Here is a 25360-nt window from a genome sequence, read left to right as displayed (position 1 = left end):
TTGTCTTTAATTTTCACGGTTATCGTTGAGGTTAGTATTGTGGGAATTGTCTGATGATGCCAATTCTTCCGCCTGACGGTTCCATAAAGGATAATAGTGTGCCCAACCAATTGCCCCCAGCATAAAGAAAAAGAGGGGTTGTAACTTACCGAAATAATCCACCGTAAAGCCGATTAGAATCAGTGACATGAACGACATAATCCAGGCAGATACCATCCAGCGGTGTTGCTCACAATGGTGATGCGCAAGGTTGAGGGTATGGAAAACAGCATACAAGCACGCCAACAGCAATAGGATTAATGCGAACAAACCGTGCTGGAGAATCAATAATAGCCAGAAACTGTCAATGCTATTCCCCATCCATTCCATCCAATACGGGCGTGTCCAATCGTGATGCGCGATACCCAGAATCAGGTTGTCACGGATGTCATCGGTGGTGTATTCCCACTGCAAAATACGGAAGTAGCCTGTATTGGGGTTAAAGGTCAGGTAAGAAATGAGGATCCCGAAAAAAACCCTGTTAGAAAATGCTTCAATCAATAAAGCGGTGGCAAGCCCGCCAAAAAACATCGACAGCCAAAACTCACGGGCGTTTTGCCAGAATCTAACCAATATGGCAGTAAATCCCTGAAAAATAATGGCTAATAGTGGCGCAGACGATAACGTTAAAATCATCGAGGTGACTAATCCACCCAATGTTAATACATGTCCGGTACTACGGTAACGTAATACCAGTAGGATGGCGAACGGGAAGAACAAGGCCATCAAGGTTCCGTATAAAATCGGATGCTCAAACAAGCTGGTCGCCCGCATAATGCCATTGCGGATGTAATAATGCGTATACAAGCGCGGGTCGAGAGCCTGATTACCGGTAATATTCTCCGCCACTTCATGTAACACGCGGTGTTGGGTAAAGGCTTCGTAAAATGTCAAGGTGGTGAGTAAAGCTAAGAGCGTAATAAATATTTGGTTTAGCCGATAAAAGCGTTGTGGTGTGGTAATAAACAGGCGGGCGAGATAAAAAGCTCCCAAGGTTTCGATAGCGAAAATTCCAGTGGATTCCACCGCTTTTTGAAGGCCATGATTATGCAAAAAGCTAGCGAATACGAACCCCGTTAATGCTATTAGTAAAATATCTACTAAATCAGCTTGTTGAAGCGCCAGCCTAAAGTTAAATGCCGCATACAGCAATGCTAAACCTAATATGAGACGGTAAGCTTCAATTCGTACTGATCCCACCATGAAAAAAAATTCAGAAGGGATAAATGTTGATATAATGAATGAGATAGCAATAACTCTTAGCATGGTGCTTCCTAGTATAGTTGCCCATGTTCGCTTAGCAGGCGGTTTTTGAAGAACAGCAAGATTACGCCGCCGGTTAGCACGCTATTTGCCAATAGGGTTGCCGCTGCCGCCCCTGCGATTCCGTATAGAGGAATCAACAGCAAATTACTCACAATATCTACCATTAAAGCAGTACCTAGTAAGGTGTTCAGATACCAGACTTGCTCTTTAATGATGAACATGAATGAGAATGTCAAACTCAATGCCCTGACCAGTTGTGCCAGCAACAGAATACTTAACACATTACTAGCTTGCAGGTAGTCGGGTTTAAACAGTGCCAGCAACACATCGCTTAACAGCAATAATACTAATGTCACGCCACCTAAAATTCCTGCCACTAATGCGGTAGCTTGCCAGAAAAAGCGTTTAGCCTGTTCAGGTTGTTGCTGGTGGATACGCAGTAAGCGTGGGTAAATGGTGGCATCCATTGCACCCAGAAAAAATAAACTGACAAACGATAGGCGAGCGGCAACGCTGTATAATGCAACATCATGGTTATTCAACATCCACCCTGTCAGTAATGTATCTGTCCATAACATTAAAAAAGCCAAGATGGAAACAGGCGCAAGGGGGAGAGACTGCTGCCATACCTCACGCATTGACCAACGTGAATTATGCCGAACCAATAAGTCTTGCCACCAAGGGCGCAACCACCAAAACGATAGTAGCCCAGCCAACAAGAGTGACCCACTATACAATAACAAATGGGTTTGGTTCACTGTTAGTAATTGCCAGAACAGCCCGATTAATATCAAGAACGTCACGGCTGGCAAACTATTTTGCACCAGCATCGACGCTGAGGTGTAATGTACCGCCTTCAGAAAAGCGGCATTAATCATCACCACATTAAACAATAAGATACCTACGGCGGCTAACCATAATGGTAAGGCGTGTATGGCATCATCAAATAGTCTATGTTGTATGACAGGAACACACAAGAACCACAGAACAATGAACGCGCCACTGCTGCATAACACCAGTTTGTACGCATCACGTAAGTAAGCTGCTTGCAAGCGTGTATCCGTTTCCGGCAGACGTGCCACATCGCGTACAAGCCATTGTTCGACGCCTAAACGGCTGAATAAAGCGGCGGCAGGAATCAACACCATCAACAATAAAACCATGCCTGATTCGTCGGTACTCAAGGTATTTGTCAGGATCAGGATGACGGCATAGTTAAGCCCTACACCCAAAAAGCGGCTGGAGGTAGTAATCAGACTGGTGTGTAATAGTGAGTTTATTTTGCTCATGCGCGGATGGCTTGATCAATAAAATCGACCAGAGTTTGCCGTCGAGCATCCGTTGCCAGTGGGGTGGCATACAATTCCTGCCGCCGTTCCAGCAATGCATACAACTCGTCTTGCGTGGAGGCGGTATACACGCCCGGCAATTTACCCATCCATTCCAACCCATCCAGTTGGTGGTCATTGCGGTGTTCGCCCAATGCGTGTTGGCGGTTCATGACGATAATGGGTTTGTGGTTTTCGAGGGCGGTGATGATATTGCCCATGCCAGCGTGCGAAATAATCAAATCAGCCGCTTGCAAGTGCTGATTGAACACGGCGGTGGTCATAAAACGTTCCCATTGCAAGTGTTGCGGCAAATACTCACCACCAGCAATCTGCGCCATCCCCGTAACATTATGTTGTGCTGCCCACTCGTCTACGGCACGGATCAGACGGTCAAACGGAAACTGTGTCCCCACCGCGACGAAGATCACAGCACTGCTCCTTTGAACAGAATATCTTGGCTGTTGCTTAAATGTTCCCATTGTGTCAGGAAGACATCCGCTCGCTTTTTTGCCAGTTTACCGGCACGGGAAATGTGTTTCACATTGGCAATGCTATCCACCCAAATGGTGCGGATACCAAGAAAACTGCCCAGCCAAATTGCTACTGCACCGGGTGCTGCACCCGTGGATAAAATTGCTTTCGGGCGCTCTTTCAAAAGGATATACAATATTTGTAAGGTACACGGAACCAATCGCCATTTATCATCCGCACTCACATCCGTTACTGCATACATTTTCCGTTCACTGAGCGTAGCCGATGTGAACAAAGCTGCTGGCATGGCATATACCACCTGATAATGGCCTTCTAACCCAGAACATAGTCGGGTGAGTTGAATCCAATGCCCGCCGGGGGAGGATATGGCGAGGAGCTTAGGCTTGCCATTCATGCCGGTTTTCTCAAGTAAAATGCTGCCTGATCCCCTTGGTTCAGCGCATTTAACTCGCGTGCTCGTTGTTCAAATTCAGTGATTTGTTTGCGCGTAAACAATGACTTTTCCGGTGATTCTGACCACGAACGAGGATCACGCAACGGAATATCCCGCTCATATTGCTTACTGCCCCAAAATTGCAGTGCGTTGGAGTCGTATATCACCTGCTCACACAAAAAACCGGCTTGTTCGGCTAATGCTTGCATACTCTTGACCGAATGCAGATAAAAATGGCGCGGTGCATCCAATTGTACCCAATTTATGCCGTATTCCTGCCACACATAGGAGGATACGGTTGGTATACGTACCAAAGCCATACCGCCCGGTTTTAGAATGTTGTATACCTGTCCTAAATGGAGACGCTGATTCGGTAAGTGTTCAAAAGAGTGGTGAAACATTACCACGTCCCATTGTCCCGTTTCGCTGAAAATATCCCGCTTTTCGATCCGTAAACCGTTAGGATAAAGAATGTCAGCATGATTAAACGGGTCAATTCCCAATAAGTTTTTAAAGCCAAGTTCATTTAGTGAGAGTAGTAAATGGCCTGCACCGCATCCTACATCCAATATTTTGGCTCTTGGCGTTAGCTTTAACGGGCGTAAAGTCGCCAGTTTCGCATGGGGTATCCACAAATGCATCACACGCCCAAGCAAACACTTACCGGTGACTTCGTAACGATCCCGCAGCTTGGTTAAGGTTTGTTTAAGCGTATTACCTGCTTTGGTTGCATCGCTGTAGGAATAATAGTTGTCGGGATAATAATCCGTGATATTGGCAGGAATCTGTTCGATTTGCAGGCAATCGCAATCCGCACACTGAAAATAACGGTGTTCGTCACGTAACCCCAGCATCATTTCCTTGGCGACATAGTGGCGGTGTGCGCCGTTACTGCCACAAATACGGCACTGCATTAAGCCTTGCCCTCGTGTGTGCCAAACAACTTGACATCACCTTGCCAGAAGTCGGGGTGACTCAAATACCAATCCAGCGTTTTTGCCAAACCGCTTTGGAAGGTTTCTGCGGGTACATAACCCAATTCGCTGCAAATTTTGCTGTTGTCGATGGCGTAACGGCGGTCATGCCCCGGACGATCAGTCACGTACACAATGTGCTGATTGTGTGGTACATGCGGCGAATCGGGGAAACGTGCATCCAGCAATGCGCACAATTCGTGGATCAGGCTCAGGTTTGCCTGCTCATTGTTGCCGCCTATGTTGTAGGTTTCGCCGATGCGCCCGGTGCGGATAATCAGGTCGATGCCCCGGTTATGATCGTCAACGTATAACCAGTCGCGGATTTGCTGACCATCGCCATAAATCGGCACGGGTTTGCCTTGCAACAGGTTGGAAATCGCCAGCGGGATCAGCTTTTCCGGGTACTGGTATGGGCCATAATTGTTGGAGCAGTTGCTGGTCGTGGTCTGCAAGCCGTAGGTATGCTGGTAGGCGCGGACTACGTGATCAGACGCAGCTTTGCTGGCGGCATACGGCGAATTCGGCGCATACGGGGTGGTTTCCGTAAATGCTGGGTCGGTTGCTGACAATGTGCCATACACTTCATCGGTGGAAACGTGGTGGAAACGGTGTACAAAGCCCGGTTTCTCATCCAGCCACACGGTTTTTGCCGCTTTCAGCAAGCTGTGTGTGCCGTCGATATTGGTTTTCAGGAACGCATCCGGGCCATAAATCGAGCGGTCAACGTGCGATTCAGCCGCGAAATGCACAATCGTGTCGATGGTTTCCTCGCGCAGCAACTGCTCTACCAACGGCTGATCCAGAATATCGCCATGCACGAAGCGGAAATTGCTTTGTCCTTCCAACGGTTGCAGATTTTCGTAGCGCCCAGCGTAGGTCAGTGCATCCAGAATCACCAAGCGGGTGTTTGGGTATTGTTGCAGCCAAAAATGCACGAAATTTGTGCCGATAAAGCCTGCGCCGCCAGTGACGAGCAGATGTTTAGGTGTGTATGTCGTTGTCATGCTGTTACGTTTTGTTGTTTCAATTGAGTAAGCATCTGCCGCAAGCTCTTGCGCCAATGCGGTAGAGTGTAGCCCAGTAAGCCTTCAGTTGCGCGTCTATCCATCACGCTGAAGGTGGGGCGACGTGCGGGCGTTGGGTATTCGTCGGTGCGCAACGGCTTGATGGGGATGGCTTTGTTGAGCAATCCCAGCGCCAGTGCTTCTTCCTGAATGGCAACAGCGAAATCGTACCAGCTTGCCACGCCGTTATCGGCGCAGTGGAAGATGCCCTGCGGTTTTTGCGCGATGAATGACCACAGCGTTGCCGCGAGTGTACCTGTCCATGTCGGCGTGCCGATTTGATCGGCTACCACGCCAAGGGAATCGCGTTCGCGCATCAGGCGCAACATGGTTTTGACGAAATTATTGCCGTAAGCCGAATACAGCCATGAGGTGCGCACAATAGCCGCACTGGGGCAGGCAGCTTGTACGGCTTGTTCGCCTGCGAGTTTGCTTGCGCCGTAAACACCGAGTGGGTTGGCGATGGCATTCGGCAGGTACGGGGTGGATTGCAGCCCGTCAAACACAAAATCGGTTGAGATTTGCAGCAGGTAATAATCAAACAATGCTGCTTGTGCGGCGAAGACGTGTGCGGCGGCGTGGTTGATCAGGTAAGCGTTGGCGCTATCCGTTTCCGCTTTGTCGACGGCGGTATAAGCAGCACCGTTGATAACGACATCTGGGCGATGTTGTTCCAGTGCATTGATGACTTGTTGCGGATCGGTAATGTCCAGTGTATCCCGATCAGTCGGGATCAGGGTGATATTGGCAGGGCAGGTGGCTTGCAATTCTGAACCAAGTTGCCCGTGTGCGCCAGTGAGTAATATTTTCATGCGAATTTGTCCGCCTCTTGCCAGCTTTTGCCTGCTTCGTCTTTGGCGGAAATCGTGGGCTGTGTGCCATTGATTAGCGGCCATTCGATACCCACAGTCGGGTCATCCCAGCGCAAGCTGCGGTCGTAAGCGGGGGCGTAAAAGTCAGTACATTTGTACAAAAAGTCTGCCGATTCGCTCATGACATAGAAGCCGTGTGCAAAACCGGGCGGAACCCACAACATGCGGTGATTGTCAGCGGAAAGTTCTGCTCCCGCCCATTGCCCGAAGGTGGGTGAGGATTGGCGTAAATCCACTGCGACATCAAACACTTTGCCGCTGGTGACGCGCACCAGCTTGCCTTGCGGGTTTTGGATTTGGTAGTGCATTCCGCGCAAAATACCTTGACCGGAACGGCTGTGATTGTCTTGCACAAAGTTCAGGTCTAAGCCTGCATCCGCAAACGTTTTGCTGTTCCACGTTTCCAGAAAAAAGCCGCGTGCATCGCCGAACACCTGCGGTTCGAGGATCAGCACGTCGGGAATGTTGGTGGGGATAATCTTCATTTCAGCAATTCCGCGAGGTATACGCCGTACCCGCTTTTTTTCAACGGTTCGGCAAGTTGTAATAATTGTTCGTCACCGATATAACCCATGCGCCACGCGACTTCTTCGGGGCAGGCAATTTTCAGCCCTTGGCGTTCTTCAATGACGCGGATGTAGTTGGAAGCATCCAGCAGGGAAGCGTGCGTGCCGGTATCCAACCACGCAGTGCCGCGTTTGAGCATTTCCACCTGCAACTGCCCGCGTTCCAGATAAATCTGGTTGACGGTGGTGATTTCTAACTCGCCACGCGGGGAAGGGCGCACTTCACGCGCCACATCCACAATCTGATTGTCGTAGAAATACAAGCCAGTTACGGCGTAATTAGAACGTGGTTTTTCAGGTTTTTCTTCAATGCTGAGGGCTTTGCCATTGGCATCGAATTCGGCAACACCGTAACGTTCGGGGTCTTTGACGTAGTAAGCGAACACGGTTGCACCGGAGGTTTGTTGGGCAACGGTTTGCAAACGGCTGGATAGCCCTTCGCCGTAGTAAATATTGTCACCCAGAATCAGCGTCGCGGGTGAATTGCCGAGGAAATCAGCGCCAATGATGAACGCTTGCGCTAAACCATCGGGGGATGGTTGTACCGCGTATTCAATGTTCAATCCCCATTGCGAACCGTCACCTAGCAAGTGCTGGAATTGCGCCGAATCTTCGGGGGTGGTGATGATGAGAATATCGCGAATCCCGGCGAGCATTAGCACCGTCAGCGGATAATAAATCATCGGTTTATCGTAGATTGGCATCAGTTGTTTGCTGACCGCACGGGTCAACGGGTAGAGGCGTGTGCCACTGCCGCCTGCGAGGATTATGCCCTTGCGATTACTATTGTTGTGTTGCATGTATAAAGCCTACCAGCCTGCTGACTCGATAAAGCCGCCTATTGTAGACAAACCCACAGAAATTTCAGCTAATTCCGGTACGCATGGGAATTTTTTGCAGCCTTTCTGCATCATCTATCCTGTCAGTCTTACAATATCGAACCGAATGAGGAGAAGTAAACATGAAGCAACCTGTATGGCATTGGTTGGGTGGTGTCGCTGTGGTGACATTGAGCCTGAACACGTGGGCAGAGGATAAACCCGTACACCAAGACTTGTTGGACAAGTATAAGCCAGAAAAAGTGTCTGAACATGTTTACGTGATTCAAGGTCCTACGGGTTATCCGAACAAGGAAAACAAGGGCTTTATGAATAACCCCGGTTTCATTGTCACCGATAAGGAGGTGGCGGTGATTGACCCCGGTTCGAGTTCCGCCATCGGTCGCGCCGTATTAGCCCACATTCGTAAAGTGACCGATAAGCCGATTACGCAGGTGTTTACCACGCACGTACACGGTGATCATTGGTTAGGCAATCAAGCCTTTAAGGAAGAAAATCCTGACGTGAAGTTTTTCGCTCACCCCACCATGATTGAAGAAGCGACCAACGGTGCGGCGGCAGAATGGATCAGTACGATGGATACCATGACCGAGAAAGCGACGGCGGGTACAGAGGCGATTATTCCCACCGAAGTGTTAGCCAATGCGCAGGAAATCAAAGTCGGCGACCTGACCCTGAAAACACACATTATCGAGGGCAAAGTGCATTCATCAACCGACGTGATGTACGAAGTTTTGGGCGAAAAAGTGCTGTTCACCGGCGATAACATCAATAACAAGCGCATTGTGCGCATGGATGACGGCAGTTTCGTCGGTGGCATCAAAGCCGCCGAACACGCGTTAACCTTGGATGTGGACAAAGTTGTCCCTGGTCATGGCCCTATTGGCAGCAAAAATACGCTGACCTATTACCGCGATTACCTGAGCAAGGTGTATAGCTCCGTCAAAGAAATGCGCAACGAGATGGAAGCGCACGAAATGAAGCCTAAAATCGCCGAAAAATTAGCAGATTATAAAGACTGGCAAGGGCTAAATGAAGAATTGGGCAAGCACGTCAGCCTCTCCGTGTTAGAGGCGGAACAGGAAGATTTTTAAGTCGATTGCCTATCGCGGCGTTATTCCGCCAATATGTCCTGCATGTCTTGACCCACGTTTTGCAGCACAGCCTCGGCATCTTCGGGGCTGCGCTTGCGCACTTCATCATAAAAAAAACGAATAGAGCTTTCCATGCTAATGCCATCTTGCAACAGGGCTAAGGTTTCCCTGCCGATGCGCAATAGCACAACATTGGCTTCCAGTAAGGGCACGGTTTGGAAATAAAAATCGTGTACCTGTTTGCAAATCAATTCATCCTCTAAGCCTATCCAATTCAATCTTGCTAGTGCGACACCTGTGGCGATGGATGAGGATACGGCGAAACCAGAGTCTGTGCGCAAAGAAGTGTTCTCTATTTTAGGGCAGATTGTCGTGGCATGTGCTTCATCAGGCTACTGCTGGTAACGCTCAGGTTAACTAGCTGAAATGTTGCGGTGTGGTAAACTGCACTGCAACATTTAACGGATTCTGGGAGATAAGCCGCATGAGTACGAAACCTGAGCCACGCGTGACCGTCACCACCTTGCGCAAGATGAAACGCGAAGGCGAAAAGATCGTCATGCTAACGGCTTACGACGCCAGTTTTGCCAAGGTGCTGGACGCGCAAGGGGTCGATGTCATTCTCGTCGGTGATTCTTTGGGCATGGTCATTCAAGGTCACGAAACCACTGTTCCCGTGACGATGGATGACATGGTTTACCACACTCGCGCTGTCACCAAAATTAGCCAACGCGCTTTGGTCATTGGCGATTTACCTTTCATGAGTTACACCTCGCCCGAACTTGCCTTGCGTAATAGCGCTCGTTTGATGCAGGAAAGTGGCGCACACATGGTGAAGTTAGAAGGCGGTGCGCCGCAAGTCGCTACCGTCAGACAACTGGCGCATCATGGCGTGCCAGTGTGTGCGCATTTGGGTTTGCAACCACAATCCGTCCACAAACTTGGCGGCTACCGGGTGCAAGGTCGTGATGAAGCTGTCGCCAAGCAAATGCTCGATGATGCCAAAGCGCTGCAAGATGCTGGGGCAGATATGTTGGTGTTGGAATGCGTCCCCGTGGCGTTGGCAGCACAAATTACCCAAGCCTTAGAGATTCCAACCATCGGGATTGGGGCAGGGCGCGACTGTGACGGGCAAGTGCTGGTCTTACACGATATGCTGGGTATTTCACCGCGTGCACCGAAATTTTCCCAAGATTTTATCGGTACAGGCGCAACCATTCCGCAAGCCGTCGCTGCGTATGTGCAAGCCGTAAAAGCGAGCACATTCCCCGCCGATCAACACTGTTTTTTCTAAAGAGTATCCCATGATTATTGTTCAAGCCATTGATGCATTGCGCGAAGAGCTCAAAAGCTGGCGCAGGGCGGGTGAAACCATTGCTTTTGTGCCCACAATGGGTAATTTACACGCGGGGCATATTGCCTTGGTAAAACGCGCGCAGGAGCTAGGCAGCAAAGTGGTGGTATCCATTTTTGTGAACCCAACCCAATTTGACCGCAAGGAAGATTTGGCCGCGTATCCGCGTACTCTGGCGGAAGATTGCAGCAAGTTGCAAGCGGGTGGGGCGGATTTGGTGTTTACGCCAACGCCTGCGCTGATGTATCCCACAGGCGGTTTAGCCACCAAAGTCGAAGTGCCGGGGATTAGTACCTTGCTGGAAGGGGCTTCGCGTCCCGGTCATTTCACGGGGGTTTCTACCGTGGTGTGCAAGCTGTTTCATCTGGTGCAACCGGATGTTGCAGTGTTTGGTGAGAAAGATTTCCAGCAATTGATGGTGATTCGCCAGATGGTGCGCGACTTGGATATGGACATTCATATTGAGGGTTTACCGACGGTGCGTGAGGCTGACGGATTGGCGCTGAGTTCGCGGAATGGCTACCTCACCACCGCCGAGCGGAAACTTGCGCCCGGATTGCAGTTGACCTTGCGGGAAGTGGTTGACGCGCTGCACAAATCTAGGCAGGATTATGCTGCTTTACAGACCGAGGCAATGCAATCACTGGTATCACGCGGTTTCCAACCGGACTATGTGGAAATTCGGCGCACAGTGGATTTGTTACCCGCGCAAGTGGGGGATGAAAATTTGGTGGTGCTAGGTTCGGCATGGCTGGGCAAAGCTCGCTTGATAGATAATATCCCCTTAACATTGAAAAAATTAACAGGAACATCATAATAGTATTGCTTTGCCAAATACTTGACTGAACGTTACGGAGGAACCGCCATGGAGCTGACGCTTCTTAAATCCAAACTGCACCGTGTTACTGTCACTCATGCTGAGTTGGACTATGAAGGTTCTTGCGCGATTGACGATAACTTGCTACGCATCGGGAATATTCGTGAATATGAGCAACTGCATATTTACAACATTACCAATGGTGAACGTTTTTCAACGTATGCCATTCGTGCGGAAGCGGGTAGTGGGATTATTTCGATCAATGGTGCGGCTGCGCATAAGGCTAGTACGGGTGATTTGATTATTATTTGTACGTATGCGGGGTTTTCAGAGGCACAGGCCAATGTCCATCAGCCGCAACTGGTGTATGTAGATCAGCACAATCGGGTAACGCATACGTCAAAGCAAATCGCGGTGCAGGCGGCTTGAAGTTCGCACTTAATAAATACAGTTGATCGGAAATAAACAGGAAAAACCGAGCATTTCTTGTTACTATTGTCGCTCGGTACACGTTGCGAAAATTCGCTTATTGTTATGATTCTTATCTGTGTCGGGTCTGCTCACCCTTGCAGATAGTTAAACGTTCAAGGTCGGTTCGGCATTGATTCATGCTTGAGCCGACTGGCTTTTTCATAACATCCATCGTTAGCCGGGCTTGTTGTTATTGCTGTGCGCCCTTCATCCATGCCGTGCATCTTACGGGTTTGGGCTGAATCACTACTTAATTTATTAATTTTATTTATTCGCATATTTTGTTTATTTTTCTGGCTTATAGAACTTAATCCCCTGTTCAGTTTTTGCTTTGGTATAGTCGCGGTCAAACACCAATTCAATGCCCATATCGGCTTCAATATCACCGATGGCTTTCACCATTTGTAAATCAGGAATACGGTCTGCCAGCCATGTGCACAAGGCTATTGCCAAGGAATAATTCTCGGCAAACAGTGCGTTGACCATGGAGTTTGCGACAAAATGGGAGCGCACTATCGGATTAGGGGTAGAGTGAAACTCCCCGTCAACCGTGATACCTTGCGCCATTTTGACATCCATATTGTCTAAATACAGACGTTGATGACCGGGAATCGGCTGGCTGCGATCAAATTCCAAGACGGGAACATCGTTGACCACGACGTGTAGTTTATTGCCTGCTTGGCGCATGGTTTACCCCAGATCGTCGAAGCCTGCAAGTTTATACAAGCGTTTCGCTTCGGCTTCATCGTGCGGAACACCGTTGCCTTGTTGGTACATCAGTGCCAAGGTGGTGAGTGAGCCTTGTAACCCTTGTTCGCCTGCTTTGCGGAACCAGTTGGCGGCTTCTGCGCCGTTTTTGGGAACACATTCACCTTCGAGGTACATAAAGCCCAAGCCATGTTGTGCCAGGCCATAACCTTGTTCTGCCGAAGCTTGCATGAGTTGGAAGGCTTTAGCATCATTACGGACTATACCTAAACCGTTTTGATACATAATCGCACACAGGTGTTGCGCCACTGGGTCGCCTTGTGCGGCAAAAGGGGACAGCAGTTGCATGGCACGGGAAAAATGTTTGGCTTCAAATGCTGCCATTCCACTTGCGAAATCCATAGACTCATTATCGGTTTGTGACACAGGAATCTCCTTGAACGTAAAATCGGACTTCAATCTTAGCGCATTCTACGCTTTGTTCCGAAATAGCCCGCTGGGAGGTGAGTGTTACCCCTAGAGGGATATTTAGAAACAGGGACGCGCTTCTTAAACTTCCGCGATATGGAAAATGCCACGATGACTGATACAAACACCGACCGTAATTTGAAATTGCACATGCGTCAGTGCATCCAAAAAGTAGCCACAGGCCCTGAATACAGCAAGGACTTGAGCTATGAGGATGCCTATTACGCGATGCGCCACATTCTGAGTGGTGAGGCTGACCCGGTGCAGGTCGCGGTTTACTTTATTGCGTTGCGCATGAAGCGTGAGACCGATGAAGAAAATCGTGGCACGCTGCAAGCCTTGATTGATACCTCGGCTATCAGCACGGCGAATGTGGATGAAATATTAGATGTGTCTGACCCGTATGACGGTTATACACGCGGCGTACCGGCTTCCACGTTTGTCCCCGTCGTATTAGCGGCAATGGGCGTACACGCGGTCTTGCACGGTTTAGAGCAAGTAGGGCCTAAGCTTGGTGCGACCCACCATAAGGTATTGAAAGCAGCGGGTCTCAATGTAAATTTGACTCCGGCTGAAGCGGTGGCGCAATTGGAGCGCATTGGTTGGACTTATTTGGATCAGCGCCAGTTTGCCCCCGGTTTGCATGACCTGATTCCGATTCGCCAGCGTATGATTAAGCGTCAAGTGCTGACCACGGTGGAAACCATGTTAGGGCCTATCCGTGGTCGTGTGAAAACGCATTGCATGGGCGGGTATGTGCATAAGGCGTATCCATCCATTTACGCATCATTGGCACGTCAGGCAGGGTTTGATAGCGCCATGTTTGTGCGTGGTGTGGAGGGTGGGGTTATTCCTTCCCTGCAACAGGCTGGCAAGCTGTTTTATTACTATGAAAAAGGTGAAGAACAGCAACGTGAGCTTGATCCCCAAAACTTTGGACTTCAGGCAGAGGTGCGGGCAGTACCATTGCCTGATGATTTACCTGCTGCCCCCATGATTGGCGATGAGATTGCAACCACAGTGGATAGCGATGCCTTGGCAGCAAAAGCGGCTGAGATGGGCATCTCCGCACTGGGTGGCGAAAAAGGTTTGATGTACGACAGTCTGGTATACTCCGCCTCGATCTGTCTGGCGCATTTGGGCCGTTACGGTTCGATACAGGAGGCCGCTGATGCGGTACGTGCTACGCTGGATAGCGGCAAGGCACTGGAAACACTGCGTGCTGCGGCGTAAAAAGCACCACGTTTATTTTCATTTTTGATTTAGAGAGGACATGACAAATGAATATGCAGTATTACAACGCTGTGGTAGAAATGGAAAAAGCGGGCGTTGACCCTGAGTTCCTGCAAGGCTGGCAAGGTGGCTACCTGCTCAACCCTATGCGTGAAGAGCAGCGCCTGACAGAAGCGTATGAAGCGGGTTATGCTGCTGGTCAGGAAAAAGACATGGAAGCCTACAAAGAGTGGATCGCTGCCTAAGCGTTATCCTTTCTTGTGAAGACCAAAAAAGCGAGTTTCGGCTCGCTTTTTTGTTGTCGTTGATTTGGATACGTTTGTCGGGAATTCGCTTAAGTCCAATAGCTCATTAGGTTGACAATAGTCACTCATATAGTAATTCAATAATTATAACTGGGTACTCACTTTGACTACGCAACTGGTAACCGCTATACATGAATTGCGTGATATTGTTCCCGCATGGGACTTACTGACACGTCATACACTTGAACCCAATGTTTTCTATGAGAGTTGGGCATTGTTACCCGCTTTGGAAACCTTGCCTGCCCAGGATAAGGTAGCTGTTTTATTAGTGTGGTCAGATGCGGCACATTCTCGCTTAACGGGGTTGTTTCCGCTGGTACAGCAACAGACCTATCAACAATTCCCCGCTCGTCATTGGCTTAACTGGCTGCATCCGCATTGCCCGTTGGGGACGCCGTTGGTGCACAAGTTGTATGCCGCAGAAACGTTGGAAGCGTTATTTAACTGGTTGCACAAACATTCGGGGGCATTAGCGTTTTCACTCAATAAAGTACCCGCTGACGGTGAGTTTGCTCACTATTTACGGTTGTGTGCTCAAGGCCAAGGCTGTTTATTGAATGAAAAAGATACGTGGGATCGGGCATTATTGACGGCGGGAACTTCGGGTGAAGATTATGTATTAATACATCAGCGCAAGAAGAAACGTAAAGAATACAGCCGTTTGCGTCGACGTCTTGAAAATTTAGGTAAGTTGGAGTTTCAAACGTTACTGCCGGGGCAAGGGCAGGGGTTAAGTGATTGGATTAATGATTTTTTACGCTTAGAAGAGCAGGGGTGGAAAGGCCGTGCCTTGACCGCAATGAGTTGCCACTGCGAGGAGCGTGAGTTTGCGGAGAACCTTATTCGTAATGCAGCGGCAAACAGACAATTGATGATGTTGCGACTGTTGTTGAATGGTAAACCCATTGCGATTAAGTTAAATCTGGTGAATGCAACACAGGGTAGTTACGCCCTGAAAATTGCTTACCACGAAGATTATGCCGCGTATTCGCCCGGAGTCTTGTTGGAGTTGGAAAACATTTACCGCACGTTAAATGATACGTCATTGAAGTGGATGGATTCTTGTGCGATTCCAAATCATCCCATGATTGACCATTTATGGGTTGATCGCCGCAAAATGGTTAATTTCCACTTGAGCACTCAACACCCGTTAAGTAAGCCTTTGCTGCGCACTATGCAGTTCGTCAAAAGTGCCTATCACTATTATAAAAAAAAGGTAACTACTCAGTCTCCTAAAAAATCAGCTACACTATCGATATGAACCAGCTACCCCGCCCAACACGAGAAAGTCTCCAGCAGTTAAGCCACGCCGAATTGGTGGAGTTAGTGTTGACGCTGTTTGACCGTATTGATCAGTTGACCGCCCGCGTGAATGAGCTGGAAGCACAGCTCAACAAAAACAGTAAAAATTCACACAAGCCCCCGTCATCGGATGGACTGAAACGCCAACCCGCACAGCCGCGTCAGCTTGGACAACGCCCAAAAGGTGGCCAGCCAGGTCATAAAGGGCATAGCCTCGTGATGCACCCATCACCCGATCACGTGGAATATTACGGTGTTGCCGGGCATTGCGACTGTGGTTTGCCGCTAACCGAAGCCCTGATTGAGACAGGTGAATGTCGGCAACAGTGGGACATTCCCGAACCCCAAATCGTGGTCACGGAACACCGCCAACTGATTTGCACGTGTGGTTGTGGCAAGGTTCATAAAGGCGAATTCCCGGCAACACTCGCCCCTTACATCAGTTACGGCGCACGTTTAAAGGCCTATACGGTGGGTTTGGTACAAGGTCATTTCATTTCGCTGTCACGGGCAAGCGAGATTGTATTCGACCAATACGGTGTTAAGCCTTCCGATGGCAGTGTGCAGCACTGGATCGGTCAGGCGAGTGAAAACCTGACGGCCACTTATACAGCTATTCAGAACACCATTAGTAGCAGCGACGTGGCTCACTTTGATGAAAGCGGAATGCGGGCGCAAGGCAAAACCCAATGGTTGCATGTAGCCGCAACACCCGAAGCCGTTTACTACACTGCCCATGCACGGCGCGGATACGAGGCCATGACAGCGGCGGGAATCCTGCCGGTATTCCAAGGCGTTGCGGTTCATGACCATTGGAAACCGTATTTCCGCTTTGATCAGGTGGTACACAGCCTTTGTGGGGCGCATCTGCTGCGGGAGTTGAACTACTTTGATGAAACCCTCAAACATCAATGGCCTGCACAACTCAAACAGGTCTTGATTGATGCTAAGACCGCAGTGGCTGAAGCAAAAGACGCGCAACAAACGGCATTGTCGCTGGAGCAAATGACTGAACTCAAGCAACGTTATGACCAATGGGTGAATCACGGACTGTTGATTTTCCCTGAACAACCTAAAATCAACCCTAAACAAGGCAAAGCCAAACAAGACCCCGCCAGAAACTTGTTATGCCGTCTACGTGACTTCAAGGATTCGGTGTTGCAGTTCATTCAGCGGTTTGATGTACCGTTTGACAACAATCTGGCTGAACGAGCCGTTCGACCCGTCAAAGTTAAACTCAAGGTGGCGGGTGGATTCCGCGCAATGGGCGGTGCGGAGGCTTTTTGTGTTATCCGTTCCGTGTGGGAAACCGACAAGATTCAGGGGCGAAATCCGTTTGAGTCTCTCAGAGCGGTTTTTGGATAGACTGAGTAGTTACAAAAAAAGCGAGAAAGCCTATTGACTTAACCAACGCTGGCTGAACCCTTCTGCCCAAGCATTTCCGGTGTCACTAGTGTTATGCCTTTGTTGGTAACGCGGAAGCGTTTGGCGTCTGCTTCGCGATCTTCACCAATGACGGTTCCCTCTGGTAAGTTACAGCCACGATCAATCACCGCACGCGTGATGCGGCAGTGCCTGCCAACCCGTACTTCTGGCAACAGTACCGAGTCTTGGACAGCGCTGTAAGAATGGACTTTGACATTGGAAAAGAGTAGCGAGTTAACGACGGTTGCGCCTGAAATGACACAGCCTGCGGAAACCACCGAATCCAAGGCTTTGCCTTCACGCCCGGCATCCCGAAAGACGAATTTGGCTGAAGGTAGTTGACGGTGGTAAGTCAGAATAGGCCATGCATCATCGTATAAGTTTAATTCTGGTTCGATAGAGACGAGTTCCATATTAGCCTCCCAGAAGGCATCAATAGTACCCACATCGCGCCAATACGGTTGTTTTCCGGTAATAGGGTCACGGAATGGGTAAGCATATACCGCATGTTCTTTGATCAGCGCGGGGATAATGTCTTTACCAAAATCGCGGCTGGAATCAGGGTTGGCAGCATCTTTGTGTAATTGCTCAAACAAAAAGTCGGTGTTGAAGATGTAGTTACCCATCGAAGCCAGTGCCGTATCCTGTGAACCCGGCATGGGGCGTGGTTCTGCCGGTTTTTCATCAAAAGCGACGACTTTGTGATGCTCATCGACGGTCATTACGCCAAAGCCTTTTGCATCTTCTAACGGGACACCGACGCAAGCGACGGTCATGTCAGCACCTTTTTCGACGTGGTAGGCTAACATCTCGCCATAGTCCATTTTATAAATATGGTCGCCTGCCAGTACCAACACATATTTAGGACGCAGTGCTTCTACAATGTCCAGATTTTGGTAAATGGCATCCGCAGTGCCTGCATACCAGTTGCCTGTGGTACGTTGTGAGGCGGGTAATACTTCCACAAATTCGCCCAGTTCGGTGCGAAAGTTTGACCAGCCATGTACCAAATGCCGAATGAGTGAGTGGGCTTTGTATTGAGTTAAGACGCCAATTTTACGAATGCCTGAGTTCACGCAGTTAGACAGAGGAAAGTCAATAATGCGAAATTTCCCACCAAAATAGACAGCAGGTTTAGCTCGGCGATCGGTGAGTTCATACAAACGTGAGCCGCGCCCTCCTGCGAGTACTAGTGCTAGGGTATTACGGGTCAGTAAGCTGACGTAGCGAGGGTTATTGGTTGTCATCATTCCGCTCCAAACGGTCAATTGTTGTTACATTTAGTGATAACTGTACGCTGGATTGATGGTGGGTGCGAGTGTCATAAAGGTTTTTGCCAAAACAATGCTTTGCCTACCTGTGGGTCTAGTTCATAGCCCATAAACCCGAATTTTCGATAGGCGTGTTGTGCTTGCTGGTTGCCTTCCAGTACCTCAAGCGTCAGCTTGCAACAGCCTCTTGCCCGTGCAACCTCCTCCACTTTAGTGAGTAATAATTGGCTGAGGCCCATGCCGCGAAATGCTTCAGCGACAACAACATCATGAACATTAATGAGTGGCTTGCACTGGAATGTTGAAAATGCCTCGAAGCCGTTAACTAGTCCGGCGGGTTGACCATCTACATAACACAATACGCTAAAGGCATGGGGAATACGGGCTAGTGCTTGGGCAACACTTTGGGTGATCTCATCCGGTAGTGGTTTGCCACCTCCCATCGGATCTTGTGCATAGTGGGCAAGTAGGCGACCAATATCCGTCGCATGGGTTGTATTCTGGTAGTCAGCAATCAGTACAGTGGTTTGCATAAATTAAAAATCTTCAATGTTTCAAGGTTATATGGCTGATTTAGAGAAGTTGGTTGTCTTTCAGTGACATTGTGCATTACTCTGTGCTCAACCTAGAATAAGGAATCAGGACATCCATGAACTACGAAGGCATCGAAACCCTGCCACTTCAAGAATACACCGAGAAAGCCTATCTCGACTATTCCATGTACGTCATTCTTGATCGCGCCTTGCCGCATCTTGGCGACGGCTTAAAGCCCGTACAACGCCGCATTGTCTACGCCATGTCCGAATTAGGGCTGACGGCGGCTTCCAAACACAAAAAATCAGCACGTACTGTCGGTGACGTATTGGGTAAATTCCATCCGCACGGTGATTCGGCGTGTTATGAAGCAATGGTGTTAATGGCGCAACCGTTTTCCTACCGCTACACGCTGGTGGATGGGCAGGGCAACTGGGGTTCGCAAGATGACCCGAAATCGTTTGCGGCAATGCGTTACACCGAATCGCGCTTGACTGCTTACGCCAAAGTGTTGCTGCAAGAATTGGGACAGGGTACGGCGCAATGGCAACCGAATTTCGATGGTTCGTTGGAAGAACCAACCATTTTGCCCGCCCGTTTACCGAATATTTTGCTCAACGGTGGCAGCGGCATTGCGGTGGGGATGGCGACCGATATTCCGCCGCATAACCTGCGCGAAGTGGTGAATGCGTGTCTGCATTTGCTCGATCACCCGAATGCGACCTTGCAGGATTTGCATCAGCACATTCCCGCGCCGGATTTCCCTACCGAAGCCGAAATCATTACTCCAGCGGCGGATTTCCTCGCGCTCTACGAAAAGGGTAACGGCACATTTAGGATGCGGGCGCGTTACGAAATTGAAGACGGTGACATTATTATTACTGCCTTGCCGTATCAGGTGTCGGGCAGCAAGATTCTGGAGCAAATCGCCGCGCAAATGCAGGCGAAGAAACTGCCGTTGGTGGAAGATTTGCGCGATGAATCCGACCACGAACAGCCGGTGCGCTTGGTGATTGTGCCGCGTTCCAACCGCGTGGACGTGGACATGCTGATGTCGCATTTATTCGCCAGCACCGACTTAGAGCGCAGTTACCGCGTCAATATGAATATGATCGGCCTGAATGGTCGCCCGCAAGTCAAAAACTTGCTGCATATTTTGACCGAATGGCTGACCTTCCGGCGGCAAACGGTGACGCGCCGCTTGCAATGGCGGTTGGATAAAGTCGAAAAACGCCTGCATTTATTGGCGGGTTTGTTGGTGGCATTCCTCAATATTGATGAAGTGATCCACATTATCCGCACCGAAGACGAGCCGAAGGTGGTGTTAATGCAGCGTTTCGATTTGACCGAGATTCAGGCGGATTACATTTTGGATACCAAATTGCGTCAATTGGCACGTTTGGAAGAAATGAAGATTCGCGGTGAATTGGACGAGTTGGAAAAGGAAAAAGAAACCCTGCTGGCATTGCTGGGTTCGGATACCAAACTCACCAATTTGATTCGCAAAGAATTGAAAGAAGACGCGAAGTTGTACGGTGATGCACGGCGTTCGCCCTTGCAAGAACGCGCAGCAGCACAAGTGTTGGACGAAACTGCGCTAACACCATCCGAACCGGTGACGGTGGTGGTGTCGAAAATGGGCTGGATTCGGTCGGCAAAAGGGCATGATATTGACCCCGCGTCATTGAGCTATAAGCAGGGTGATGAATTCCTGACCTCAGTACGTGGGCGTTCCAGCCAGCAAGTGGTATTGCTGGATAGCACCGGGCGCACGTATTCCTTGCCTGCGAATGCCTTGCCATCGGCACGCGGGCAGGGCGAACCGTTGACGGGCAAACTCGCGCCACCGGCAGGCGCAAAGTTCCAATACGCACTAATGGGCAAAGACAGCGATCAGTATTTGCTGCATTCGGCGGAAGGTTACGGTTTCTTGTGTACCTTTGGCGAGATGCAAAGCCGGGTGAAGGCGGGCAAAGTGACCCTGACGGTGGGCGAGGGCGTGGCGATTTTACAGCCATTATTGGTGACGAACATTGCCACCGATTCGCTGGTGCTGGTGTCATCATCGGGTTATGTGCTGGTGATAGGCTTGCAAGATGTGCCGCAATTGTCCAAAGGCAAGGGCAATAAGTTGATCAGCCTGAAAAAAGGTGGGTTGGGTATTGCCGATGAAACGGTGCAGTTTGCGGCGATGTTGCCTGCGAATGCGGCGTTGCTGATTCGTGCGGGTAAGCAGTTTAAAACTATCAAGGGTGCGGAATTGGACGAGTACCGCAGTGAACGTGCCAAGCGCGGCAAATTGCTTCCGAAAGGCTATCAAAATGTCACTGGTCTGGAAATAAGCGTCAATTAGTAAGGAAAACTTGAATCTAGCCCCGCGTGACCTAATATTCAGGGCATAACATTCAATACAGAGGTTGAAGAGACATGATGCGGATTGCTTTATTGGCACTGACGAACCTTGCGGTGATGGTCGTGCTGTTTATTTCGATGAGTATACCAGTCCGTGCCATAAAATAGTTTTTTTGATCAGGGAAATATGGTTAGATGACTGGTAACAAAAGCAGCCATGAGTAATGTATGACATTAAAAATCACTTTCACTGAGGATGAGATAGCGGAGCTGTTCTACTGGAAGGAGCGCCATCCTCATCCCAGAGTCCGTAAGAAAATGTCCGTGCTGTACCTGAAATCCCAACAGTTGACGCATAAGGAAATCAAACGATTGGAAAGGATTACAGAAGCCACGCTGCTTGCCTACCTAAACGCCTACCTACAACCTAACGGTTTAGAAGCTCTTAAAGAAATACGATTCAATAAACCACAGAGTGATTTGATGGCATATAAAGACAAGATTGAAGCCTATTTTCGTGAATATCCCCCCGCAACCAGCAAGGCGGCAGCCGCTAAGATTGAGGAGCTGACAGGCATCAAACGCAGTGAGGACAGGGTACGTGTCTTTATGAAGAAAATAGGGATGGACATCCATAAAGTGGGGATGATACCCGCCAAAGCTGATGTGGAAGCACAAGAAAAGTTCCTGGAAAATGAACTAAAACCGCGCATTCAGGAGGCTAAGGAGGGCAAACGCGCCCTTTTTTTGTCGATGCCGCCCACTTCGTGTTAGCACCGTTTCTGGGGTTTTTGTGGTCATTTTCCCGCGTATTCATCAAAGCCCCCTGTGGTCGACAACGCTACAACGTATTGGGCGCACTCAATGCGATAACGCTACAACTCATCACGATCACTAACGACTCCTATATCAACGCTAACAGCGTGTGTGAATTATTGGAAAAAATTGCAGCGTTAGCACTCAAAATACCGATCACTTTGGTCTTGGATAATGCCAAGTATCAACGCTGTGAAGCCGTGTTTGCCTGTGCGAAAAGGCTCAATATTGAACTATTATTTTTACCGACCTATTCACCCAACCTCAATCTGATTGAACGGTTGTGGAAGTTCGTCAAGAAAAAATGCTTGTACTCGAAATACTATGATAAGTTTCCCGCTTTCAAGGCGGCCATCACCAACTGTCTCGACAAGCTGGATACCGATCACAAGAAAGAACTGACCCAGTTGATGACAACAAATTTTCAAACCTTTAAAAATGTTCAGGTCTTGACGCTGTAAGGTATATTATCGGCAGGTTGTTTGGCATTGATATGAGTGCAGGCAGCATGGGTGGTATTCTGACATTGGCAATCATTATGGGTTTTGGCGGCTCATTTATCAGCTTGCTAATGTCCAAATGGATGGCAAAGCGCAGCATGGGTGTGCAAATCATTGAAACCCCGCGCACGGCGCAAGAGCGTTGGTTGGTGGAAACGGTACGCCGCCAAGCCGAAAAGTCCGGCATTGGAATGCCGGAGGTTGGGATTTTCTATTCACCTGACCCGAACGCATTTGCGACAGGCGCCAGCCGTAACAATGCGCTGGTGGCAGTTAGCCAAGGTTTGTTGGATCACATGACGGCGGATGAAGTCGAAGCGGTATTGGGGCATGAAATCGGTCACGTTGCCAATGGCGACATGGTGACGCAAACCTTGCTGCAAGGCGTGTTGAACACCTTTGTGATTATTTTTGCGCGATTGATTGGCATGGTGGTGGATAACTTCTTCCGTGGTAACAATAGCGAAAACAGCGGGCCGGGTATCGGGTATTTTGTGGGGTCGTTCGTTGCCGATATTCTGCTGGGGTTCTTAGCGACTGCGATTGTGATGTGGTTCTCACGTTACCGCGAATTCAAGGCGGATATTGCCGGTGCGGATTTGGCAGGTCGTCAGAAAATGATCAATGCGCTGAAACGCCTGCAAAGTGCCCATGCGGTACACGATTTGCCCGGTGAAATGGCAGCGTTCGGGATTGCCGGTGGCTTGGGCGATGGCTTGAAGAAAATCTTCATGACCCACCCACCGTTGGAAGATCGGATTGCTGCGCTGGAAAATATGCGTTAAACCTCTATAATCCCCGGTTTCATCCTGAACCGGGGATTTCTCTGTGTACATACTCCTACGCGATCTGCTTTTTCTATTTCCCGCTGAAACCTCACACCATCTGGCACTCGATTCCCTGAAACTGGCGGGTAAAACCGGCTTGTTGGGCAAACCGGCGGCGTTGCCGGGCAAGGCTGTCACGGTAATGGGCATTGAATTTCCCAATCCCGTCGGTTTGGCGGCAGGGCTGGATAAGAATGGCGAATACATCGACGCATTGGCAGCGTTGGGCTTTGGCTTTATTGAAATTGGCACGGTGACACCGCGCCCGCAACCCGGCAATCCTAAGCCGCGTTTGTTCCGTTTACCCAAAGCGCACGCCATTATCAACCGTATGGGCTTCAATAATCACGGGATTGAACATTTATTGGAAAATGTCCGCCAAGCTCGTTACTCCGGCATTATTGGTATCAATATCGGTAAAAACTTCGATACCCCCGTGGAAAAAGCGGCAGATGATTACCTGATTGGTTTGCGCAAAGCTTACCCTGTGGCGCATTACATCACGGTCAATATTTCTTCGCCGAATACGCCGGGGTTGCGCACTTTGCAATACGGGGATGATTTGAAGCGTTTATTGGTCACGTTGCGGGAAGAGCAAGGCAAACTGGCGCAGCAAGTCGGGCGTTACGTGCCGGTGGCGATTAAGGTTGCGCCGGATTTGAGCGAGGTGGAAATCCGCGAGATGGCGCAAGTGTTTTCCGAGGTGCAGATTGATGGTTTGATTGCGACCAATACGACCTTGGATAAATCAGCGGTGCAAGGGTTGCCTCATGCGAATGAGCAAGGTGGGTTGAGCGGTAAGCCATTGACGCAACATTCCACGGAAGTGATTCGGCAGTTTCGGGCGGATATGGATAGCCGGATTCCGATTATCGGGGTAGGGGGAATTTTGTCTGGGGCGGATGCGCAAGCGAAATTGGCAGCGGGGGCGAGTTTGGTGCAGGTTTACAGCGGGTTTATTTACCGAGGGGCGGGGCTGGTGCGTGAGTGTGTGGAGGCTACAAAAAAGGCCGGATGAGACCGGCCTTTTTCTTCAGATTATGAAATCTGATTACTTAGCAGCAGGAGCGGCGGCTGGCGCAGCAGGTGCTGGAGCAGCCACAGGAGCCGCTTCAACTTTCACTTCAGCAGCAGGAGCTGTAGTGGCAGCAGCAGGCGCAGCCGCTTTGTTGGCTTCAACCATTTTTTGCTGTTGAGCAGCCATCGCTGCACGCTGCTCTTCTACTTTCTTGAAGAAAGCGTCAGCTTGGGCGCGTTGCATTTCCATTTGCTTTTGGATTTGCTCAAAGCTTGGCGCTTGCATTCCGTAGCTAGGTGCCATCATCATTGGGCTGTAACCGTAGCCAGGCATTTGCTGCATCATAGGCATTTGACCTTGTGCAGGTGCTGCTGGCATTTGGCCTTGTGCAGGTGCTTGTTGCATCATGTTAGGCATACCATAACCACCCCAAGGGTTGTTGCCACCGTTAGAGGAGGTGTTGCTGTAGCCGTACATATTGTTGTAGCCATCGCCGTAACCGTAGCCGCTGCCTTGTACGTTGGTAGAACCATCGCCACGGCCTTGACCGTAGGTGTCAGCAGCCATATCGGTTTTGCCTTTGCCTTTGAAAGTGATAGTGAAATCCACTTCACCGTCAGCATCACCTTTACCACGACCCCAGCCATTTACATCGCCAGCGCCAGTGCCGTAACCTTGACCTTGACCACTAGTACTGCCTTGACCTTGACCCTGACCTTGACCTACGCCACTGCCATTGTCGAAGCCGTCGAAGAACTCAGCAGATGCAACACCGGAAGCAGCCAGTAATGCGAACATCAATGCGATTTTTGTATGTTTCATGAGATATACCTCTAGCGGAGAGTAATGCGCCCGTCGGCGCGTAAAAAGGGGTTCATTAATATAAGCAAATCATAATATTCTGATTGTGCTAATGCAAGACCCATCGATCATATTTCTGTTTTTTCATGACGATTTCTTGATTTAAGTTAGAATACCAAAATTGC

The 25360-nt window shown here is 49.6% G+C and carries 26 protein-coding genes and 1 pseudogene; 12 read left to right on the top strand and 15 right to left on the bottom strand.

All coding sequences use genetic code 11. The features are described from left to right. Positions 1 to 6 precede the first annotated feature (6 nt). The 9 genes from QJT81_12200 to rfbA form a co-directional block, all read right to left on the bottom strand. Positions 7 to 1065: a hypothetical protein gene (locus QJT81_12200; GenBank protein WGZ92630.1), complete on the bottom strand. Its 1059-nt coding sequence runs from the start codon at positions 1063 to 1065 to the stop codon at positions 7 to 9. A gap of 248 nt (positions 1066 to 1313) precedes the next feature. Beyond that, on the bottom strand, positions 1314 to 2594 hold the full coding sequence (locus QJT81_12195; GenBank protein WGZ92629.1) for an oligosaccharide flippase family protein: 1281 nt from the start codon (positions 2592 to 2594) through the stop codon (positions 1314 to 1316). Then, positions 2591 to 3064 (bottom strand): glycosyltransferase, encoded by a 474-nt coding sequence (locus QJT81_12190; GenBank protein WGZ92628.1) that lies wholly within the window; start codon positions 3062 to 3064, stop codon positions 2591 to 2593. The genes QJT81_12195 and QJT81_12190 overlap by 4 nt, the downstream gene beginning before the upstream one ends. Next, entirely contained in the window at positions 3061 to 3522 is a 462-nt protein-coding gene (locus QJT81_12185; protein ID WGZ92627.1) for an oligosaccharide biosynthesis protein Alg14, read from the bottom strand. Before QJT81_12185 ends, QJT81_12190 begins: the two co-directional genes overlap by 4 nt. Beyond that, complete coding sequence (locus QJT81_12180; protein ID WGZ92626.1) at positions 3519 to 4475, bottom strand: class I SAM-dependent methyltransferase; 957 nt, start codon at positions 4473 to 4475, stop codon at positions 3519 to 3521. The genes QJT81_12185 and QJT81_12180 overlap by 4 nt, the downstream gene beginning before the upstream one ends. After that, the gene (gene rfbB, locus QJT81_12175) at positions 4475 to 5542 is read right to left on the bottom strand and encodes a dTDP-glucose 4,6-dehydratase (GenBank protein WGZ92625.1); all 1068 of its coding nucleotides are present in this window, start codon (positions 5540 to 5542) and stop codon (positions 4475 to 4477) included. Before rfbB ends, QJT81_12180 begins: the two co-directional genes overlap by 1 nt. Further along, positions 5539 to 6414 (bottom strand): dTDP-4-dehydrorhamnose reductase, encoded by an 876-nt coding sequence (rfbD, locus tag QJT81_12170; GenBank protein ID WGZ92624.1) that lies wholly within the window; start codon positions 6412 to 6414, stop codon positions 5539 to 5541. Before rfbD ends, rfbB begins: the two co-directional genes overlap by 4 nt. Continuing rightward, on the bottom strand, positions 6411 to 6959 hold the full coding sequence (rfbC, locus tag QJT81_12165; GenBank protein ID WGZ92623.1) for a dTDP-4-dehydrorhamnose 3,5-epimerase: 549 nt from the start codon (positions 6957 to 6959) through the stop codon (positions 6411 to 6413). The genes rfbD and rfbC overlap by 4 nt, the downstream gene beginning before the upstream one ends. Then, on the bottom strand, positions 6956 to 7840 hold the full coding sequence (rfbA, locus tag QJT81_12160) for a glucose-1-phosphate thymidylyltransferase RfbA (GenBank protein WGZ92622.1): 885 nt from the start codon (positions 7838 to 7840) through the stop codon (positions 6956 to 6958). Before rfbA ends, rfbC begins: the two co-directional genes overlap by 4 nt. 161 nt (positions 7841 to 8001) lie before the next feature. On the opposite strand from rfbA, the gene QJT81_12155 reads away from it, so the two are divergent. After that, positions 8002 to 8973, top strand: coding sequence for an MBL fold metallo-hydrolase (locus QJT81_12155; GenBank protein WGZ92621.1), 972 nt, complete (start codon positions 8002 to 8004; stop codon positions 8971 to 8973). Positions 8974 to 8993: 20 nt separating this feature from the next. Here the strand turns inward: QJT81_12155 and QJT81_12150 are convergent, their stop codons facing one another. After that, on the bottom strand, positions 8994 to 9251 hold the full coding sequence (locus tag QJT81_12150; protein WGZ92620.1) for a hypothetical protein: 258 nt from the start codon (positions 9249 to 9251) through the stop codon (positions 8994 to 8996). A 206-nt stretch (positions 9252 to 9457) separates the two neighbouring features. Here QJT81_12150 and panB point away from each other — a divergent pair, with 206 nt between their 5' ends. From panB to QJT81_12135, 3 genes are read left to right on the top strand one after another with little or no spacing between them, the layout of a single operon-like run. Further along, a complete protein-coding gene (gene panB, locus QJT81_12145; GenBank protein ID WGZ92619.1) occupies positions 9458 to 10267 on the top strand; it encodes a 3-methyl-2-oxobutanoate hydroxymethyltransferase in 810 nt (269 codons plus the stop codon). A gap of 10 nt (positions 10268 to 10277) precedes the next feature. Further along, the gene (gene panC / locus QJT81_12140; protein ID WGZ92618.1) at positions 10278 to 11144 is read left to right on the top strand and encodes a pantoate--beta-alanine ligase; all 867 of its coding nucleotides are present in this window, start codon (positions 10278 to 10280) and stop codon (positions 11142 to 11144) included. A 48-nt stretch (positions 11145 to 11192) separates the two neighbouring features. Continuing rightward, positions 11193 to 11573 (top strand): aspartate 1-decarboxylase, encoded by a 381-nt coding sequence (locus QJT81_12135; protein WGZ92617.1) that lies wholly within the window; start codon positions 11193 to 11195, stop codon positions 11571 to 11573. Positions 11574 to 11900: 327 nt separating this feature from the next. On the opposite strand, the gene QJT81_12130 is transcribed toward QJT81_12135, so the two are convergent. Both QJT81_12130 and QJT81_12125 read right to left on the bottom strand, forming a co-directional pair. Beyond that, a complete protein-coding gene (locus QJT81_12130; protein WGZ92616.1) occupies positions 11901 to 12302 on the bottom strand; it encodes a hypothetical protein in 402 nt (133 codons plus the stop codon). A 3-nt stretch (positions 12303 to 12305) separates the two neighbouring features. Beyond that, the gene (locus QJT81_12125; GenBank protein WGZ92615.1) at positions 12306 to 12749 is read right to left on the bottom strand and encodes a tetratricopeptide repeat protein; all 444 of its coding nucleotides are present in this window, start codon (positions 12747 to 12749) and stop codon (positions 12306 to 12308) included. A 153-nt stretch (positions 12750 to 12902) separates the two neighbouring features. Between QJT81_12125 and QJT81_12120 the strand changes: the two genes are divergently transcribed. From QJT81_12120 to QJT81_12105, 4 genes are all read left to right on the top strand, one after another. After that, complete coding sequence (locus QJT81_12120; GenBank protein WGZ92614.1) at positions 12903 to 14024, top strand: anthranilate phosphoribosyltransferase; 1122 nt, start codon at positions 12903 to 12905, stop codon at positions 14022 to 14024. A gap of 47 nt (positions 14025 to 14071) precedes the next feature. Continuing rightward, a complete protein-coding gene (locus QJT81_12115) occupies positions 14072 to 14269 on the top strand; it encodes a hypothetical protein (protein ID WGZ92613.1) in 198 nt (65 codons plus the stop codon). A gap of 163 nt (positions 14270 to 14432) precedes the next feature. Then, complete coding sequence (locus QJT81_12110) at positions 14433 to 15590, top strand: GNAT family N-acetyltransferase (GenBank protein WGZ92612.1); 1158 nt, start codon at positions 14433 to 14435, stop codon at positions 15588 to 15590. Then, positions 15587 to 16996, top strand: a complete 1410-nt coding sequence (locus QJT81_12105) for an IS66 family transposase (protein ID WGZ92611.1) — start codon at positions 15587 to 15589, stop codon at positions 16994 to 16996. The genes QJT81_12110 and QJT81_12105 overlap by 4 nt, the downstream gene beginning before the upstream one ends. 38 nt (positions 16997 to 17034) lie before the next feature. Here QJT81_12105 and glgC read toward each other — a convergent pair whose 3' ends face one another. Both glgC and QJT81_12095 read right to left on the bottom strand, forming a co-directional pair. After that, positions 17035 to 18306, bottom strand: coding sequence for a glucose-1-phosphate adenylyltransferase (glgC, locus tag QJT81_12100; GenBank protein WGZ92610.1), 1272 nt, complete (start codon positions 18304 to 18306; stop codon positions 17035 to 17037). A 71-nt stretch (positions 18307 to 18377) separates the two neighbouring features. Next, a complete protein-coding gene (locus tag QJT81_12095) occupies positions 18378 to 18860 on the bottom strand; it encodes a GNAT family N-acetyltransferase (protein ID WGZ92609.1) in 483 nt (160 codons plus the stop codon). 116 nt (positions 18861 to 18976) lie between these two features. Between QJT81_12095 and parC the strand changes: the two genes are divergently transcribed. From parC to QJT81_12075, 4 genes and pseudogenes are all read left to right on the top strand, one after another. Beyond that, the gene (gene parC, locus QJT81_12090) at positions 18977 to 21214 is read left to right on the top strand and encodes a DNA topoisomerase IV subunit A (GenBank protein ID WGZ92608.1); all 2238 of its coding nucleotides are present in this window, start codon (positions 18977 to 18979) and stop codon (positions 21212 to 21214) included. A gap of 227 nt (positions 21215 to 21441) precedes the next feature. Further along, positions 21442 to 22490, top strand: a pseudogene (locus QJT81_12085) (IS630 family transposase). Between the two features lie 5 nt (positions 22491 to 22495). Further along, on the top strand, positions 22496 to 23314 hold the full coding sequence (gene htpX / locus QJT81_12080) for a protease HtpX (GenBank protein ID WGZ96479.1): 819 nt from the start codon (positions 22496 to 22498) through the stop codon (positions 23312 to 23314). A 100-nt stretch (positions 23315 to 23414) separates the two neighbouring features. Then, positions 23415 to 24374: a quinone-dependent dihydroorotate dehydrogenase gene (locus QJT81_12075; protein ID WGZ96478.1), complete on the top strand. Its 960-nt coding sequence runs from the start codon at positions 23415 to 23417 to the stop codon at positions 24372 to 24374. A gap of 33 nt (positions 24375 to 24407) precedes the next feature. On the opposite strand, the gene QJT81_12070 is transcribed toward QJT81_12075, so the two are convergent. Beyond that, entirely contained in the window at positions 24408 to 25196 is a 789-nt protein-coding gene (locus tag QJT81_12070) for a hypothetical protein (protein WGZ92607.1), read from the bottom strand. Positions 25197 to 25360 lie beyond the last annotated feature (164 nt).

The organism is Candidatus Thiothrix putei (genome assembly GCA_029972225.1).
GTDB classification, from domain to species: Bacteria; Pseudomonadota; Gammaproteobacteria; order Thiotrichales; family Thiotrichaceae; genus Thiothrix; species Thiothrix putei.
Note: the sequence above shows the minus strand (reverse complement) of the source record. Positions and strands in the feature narration are given on the sequence as shown.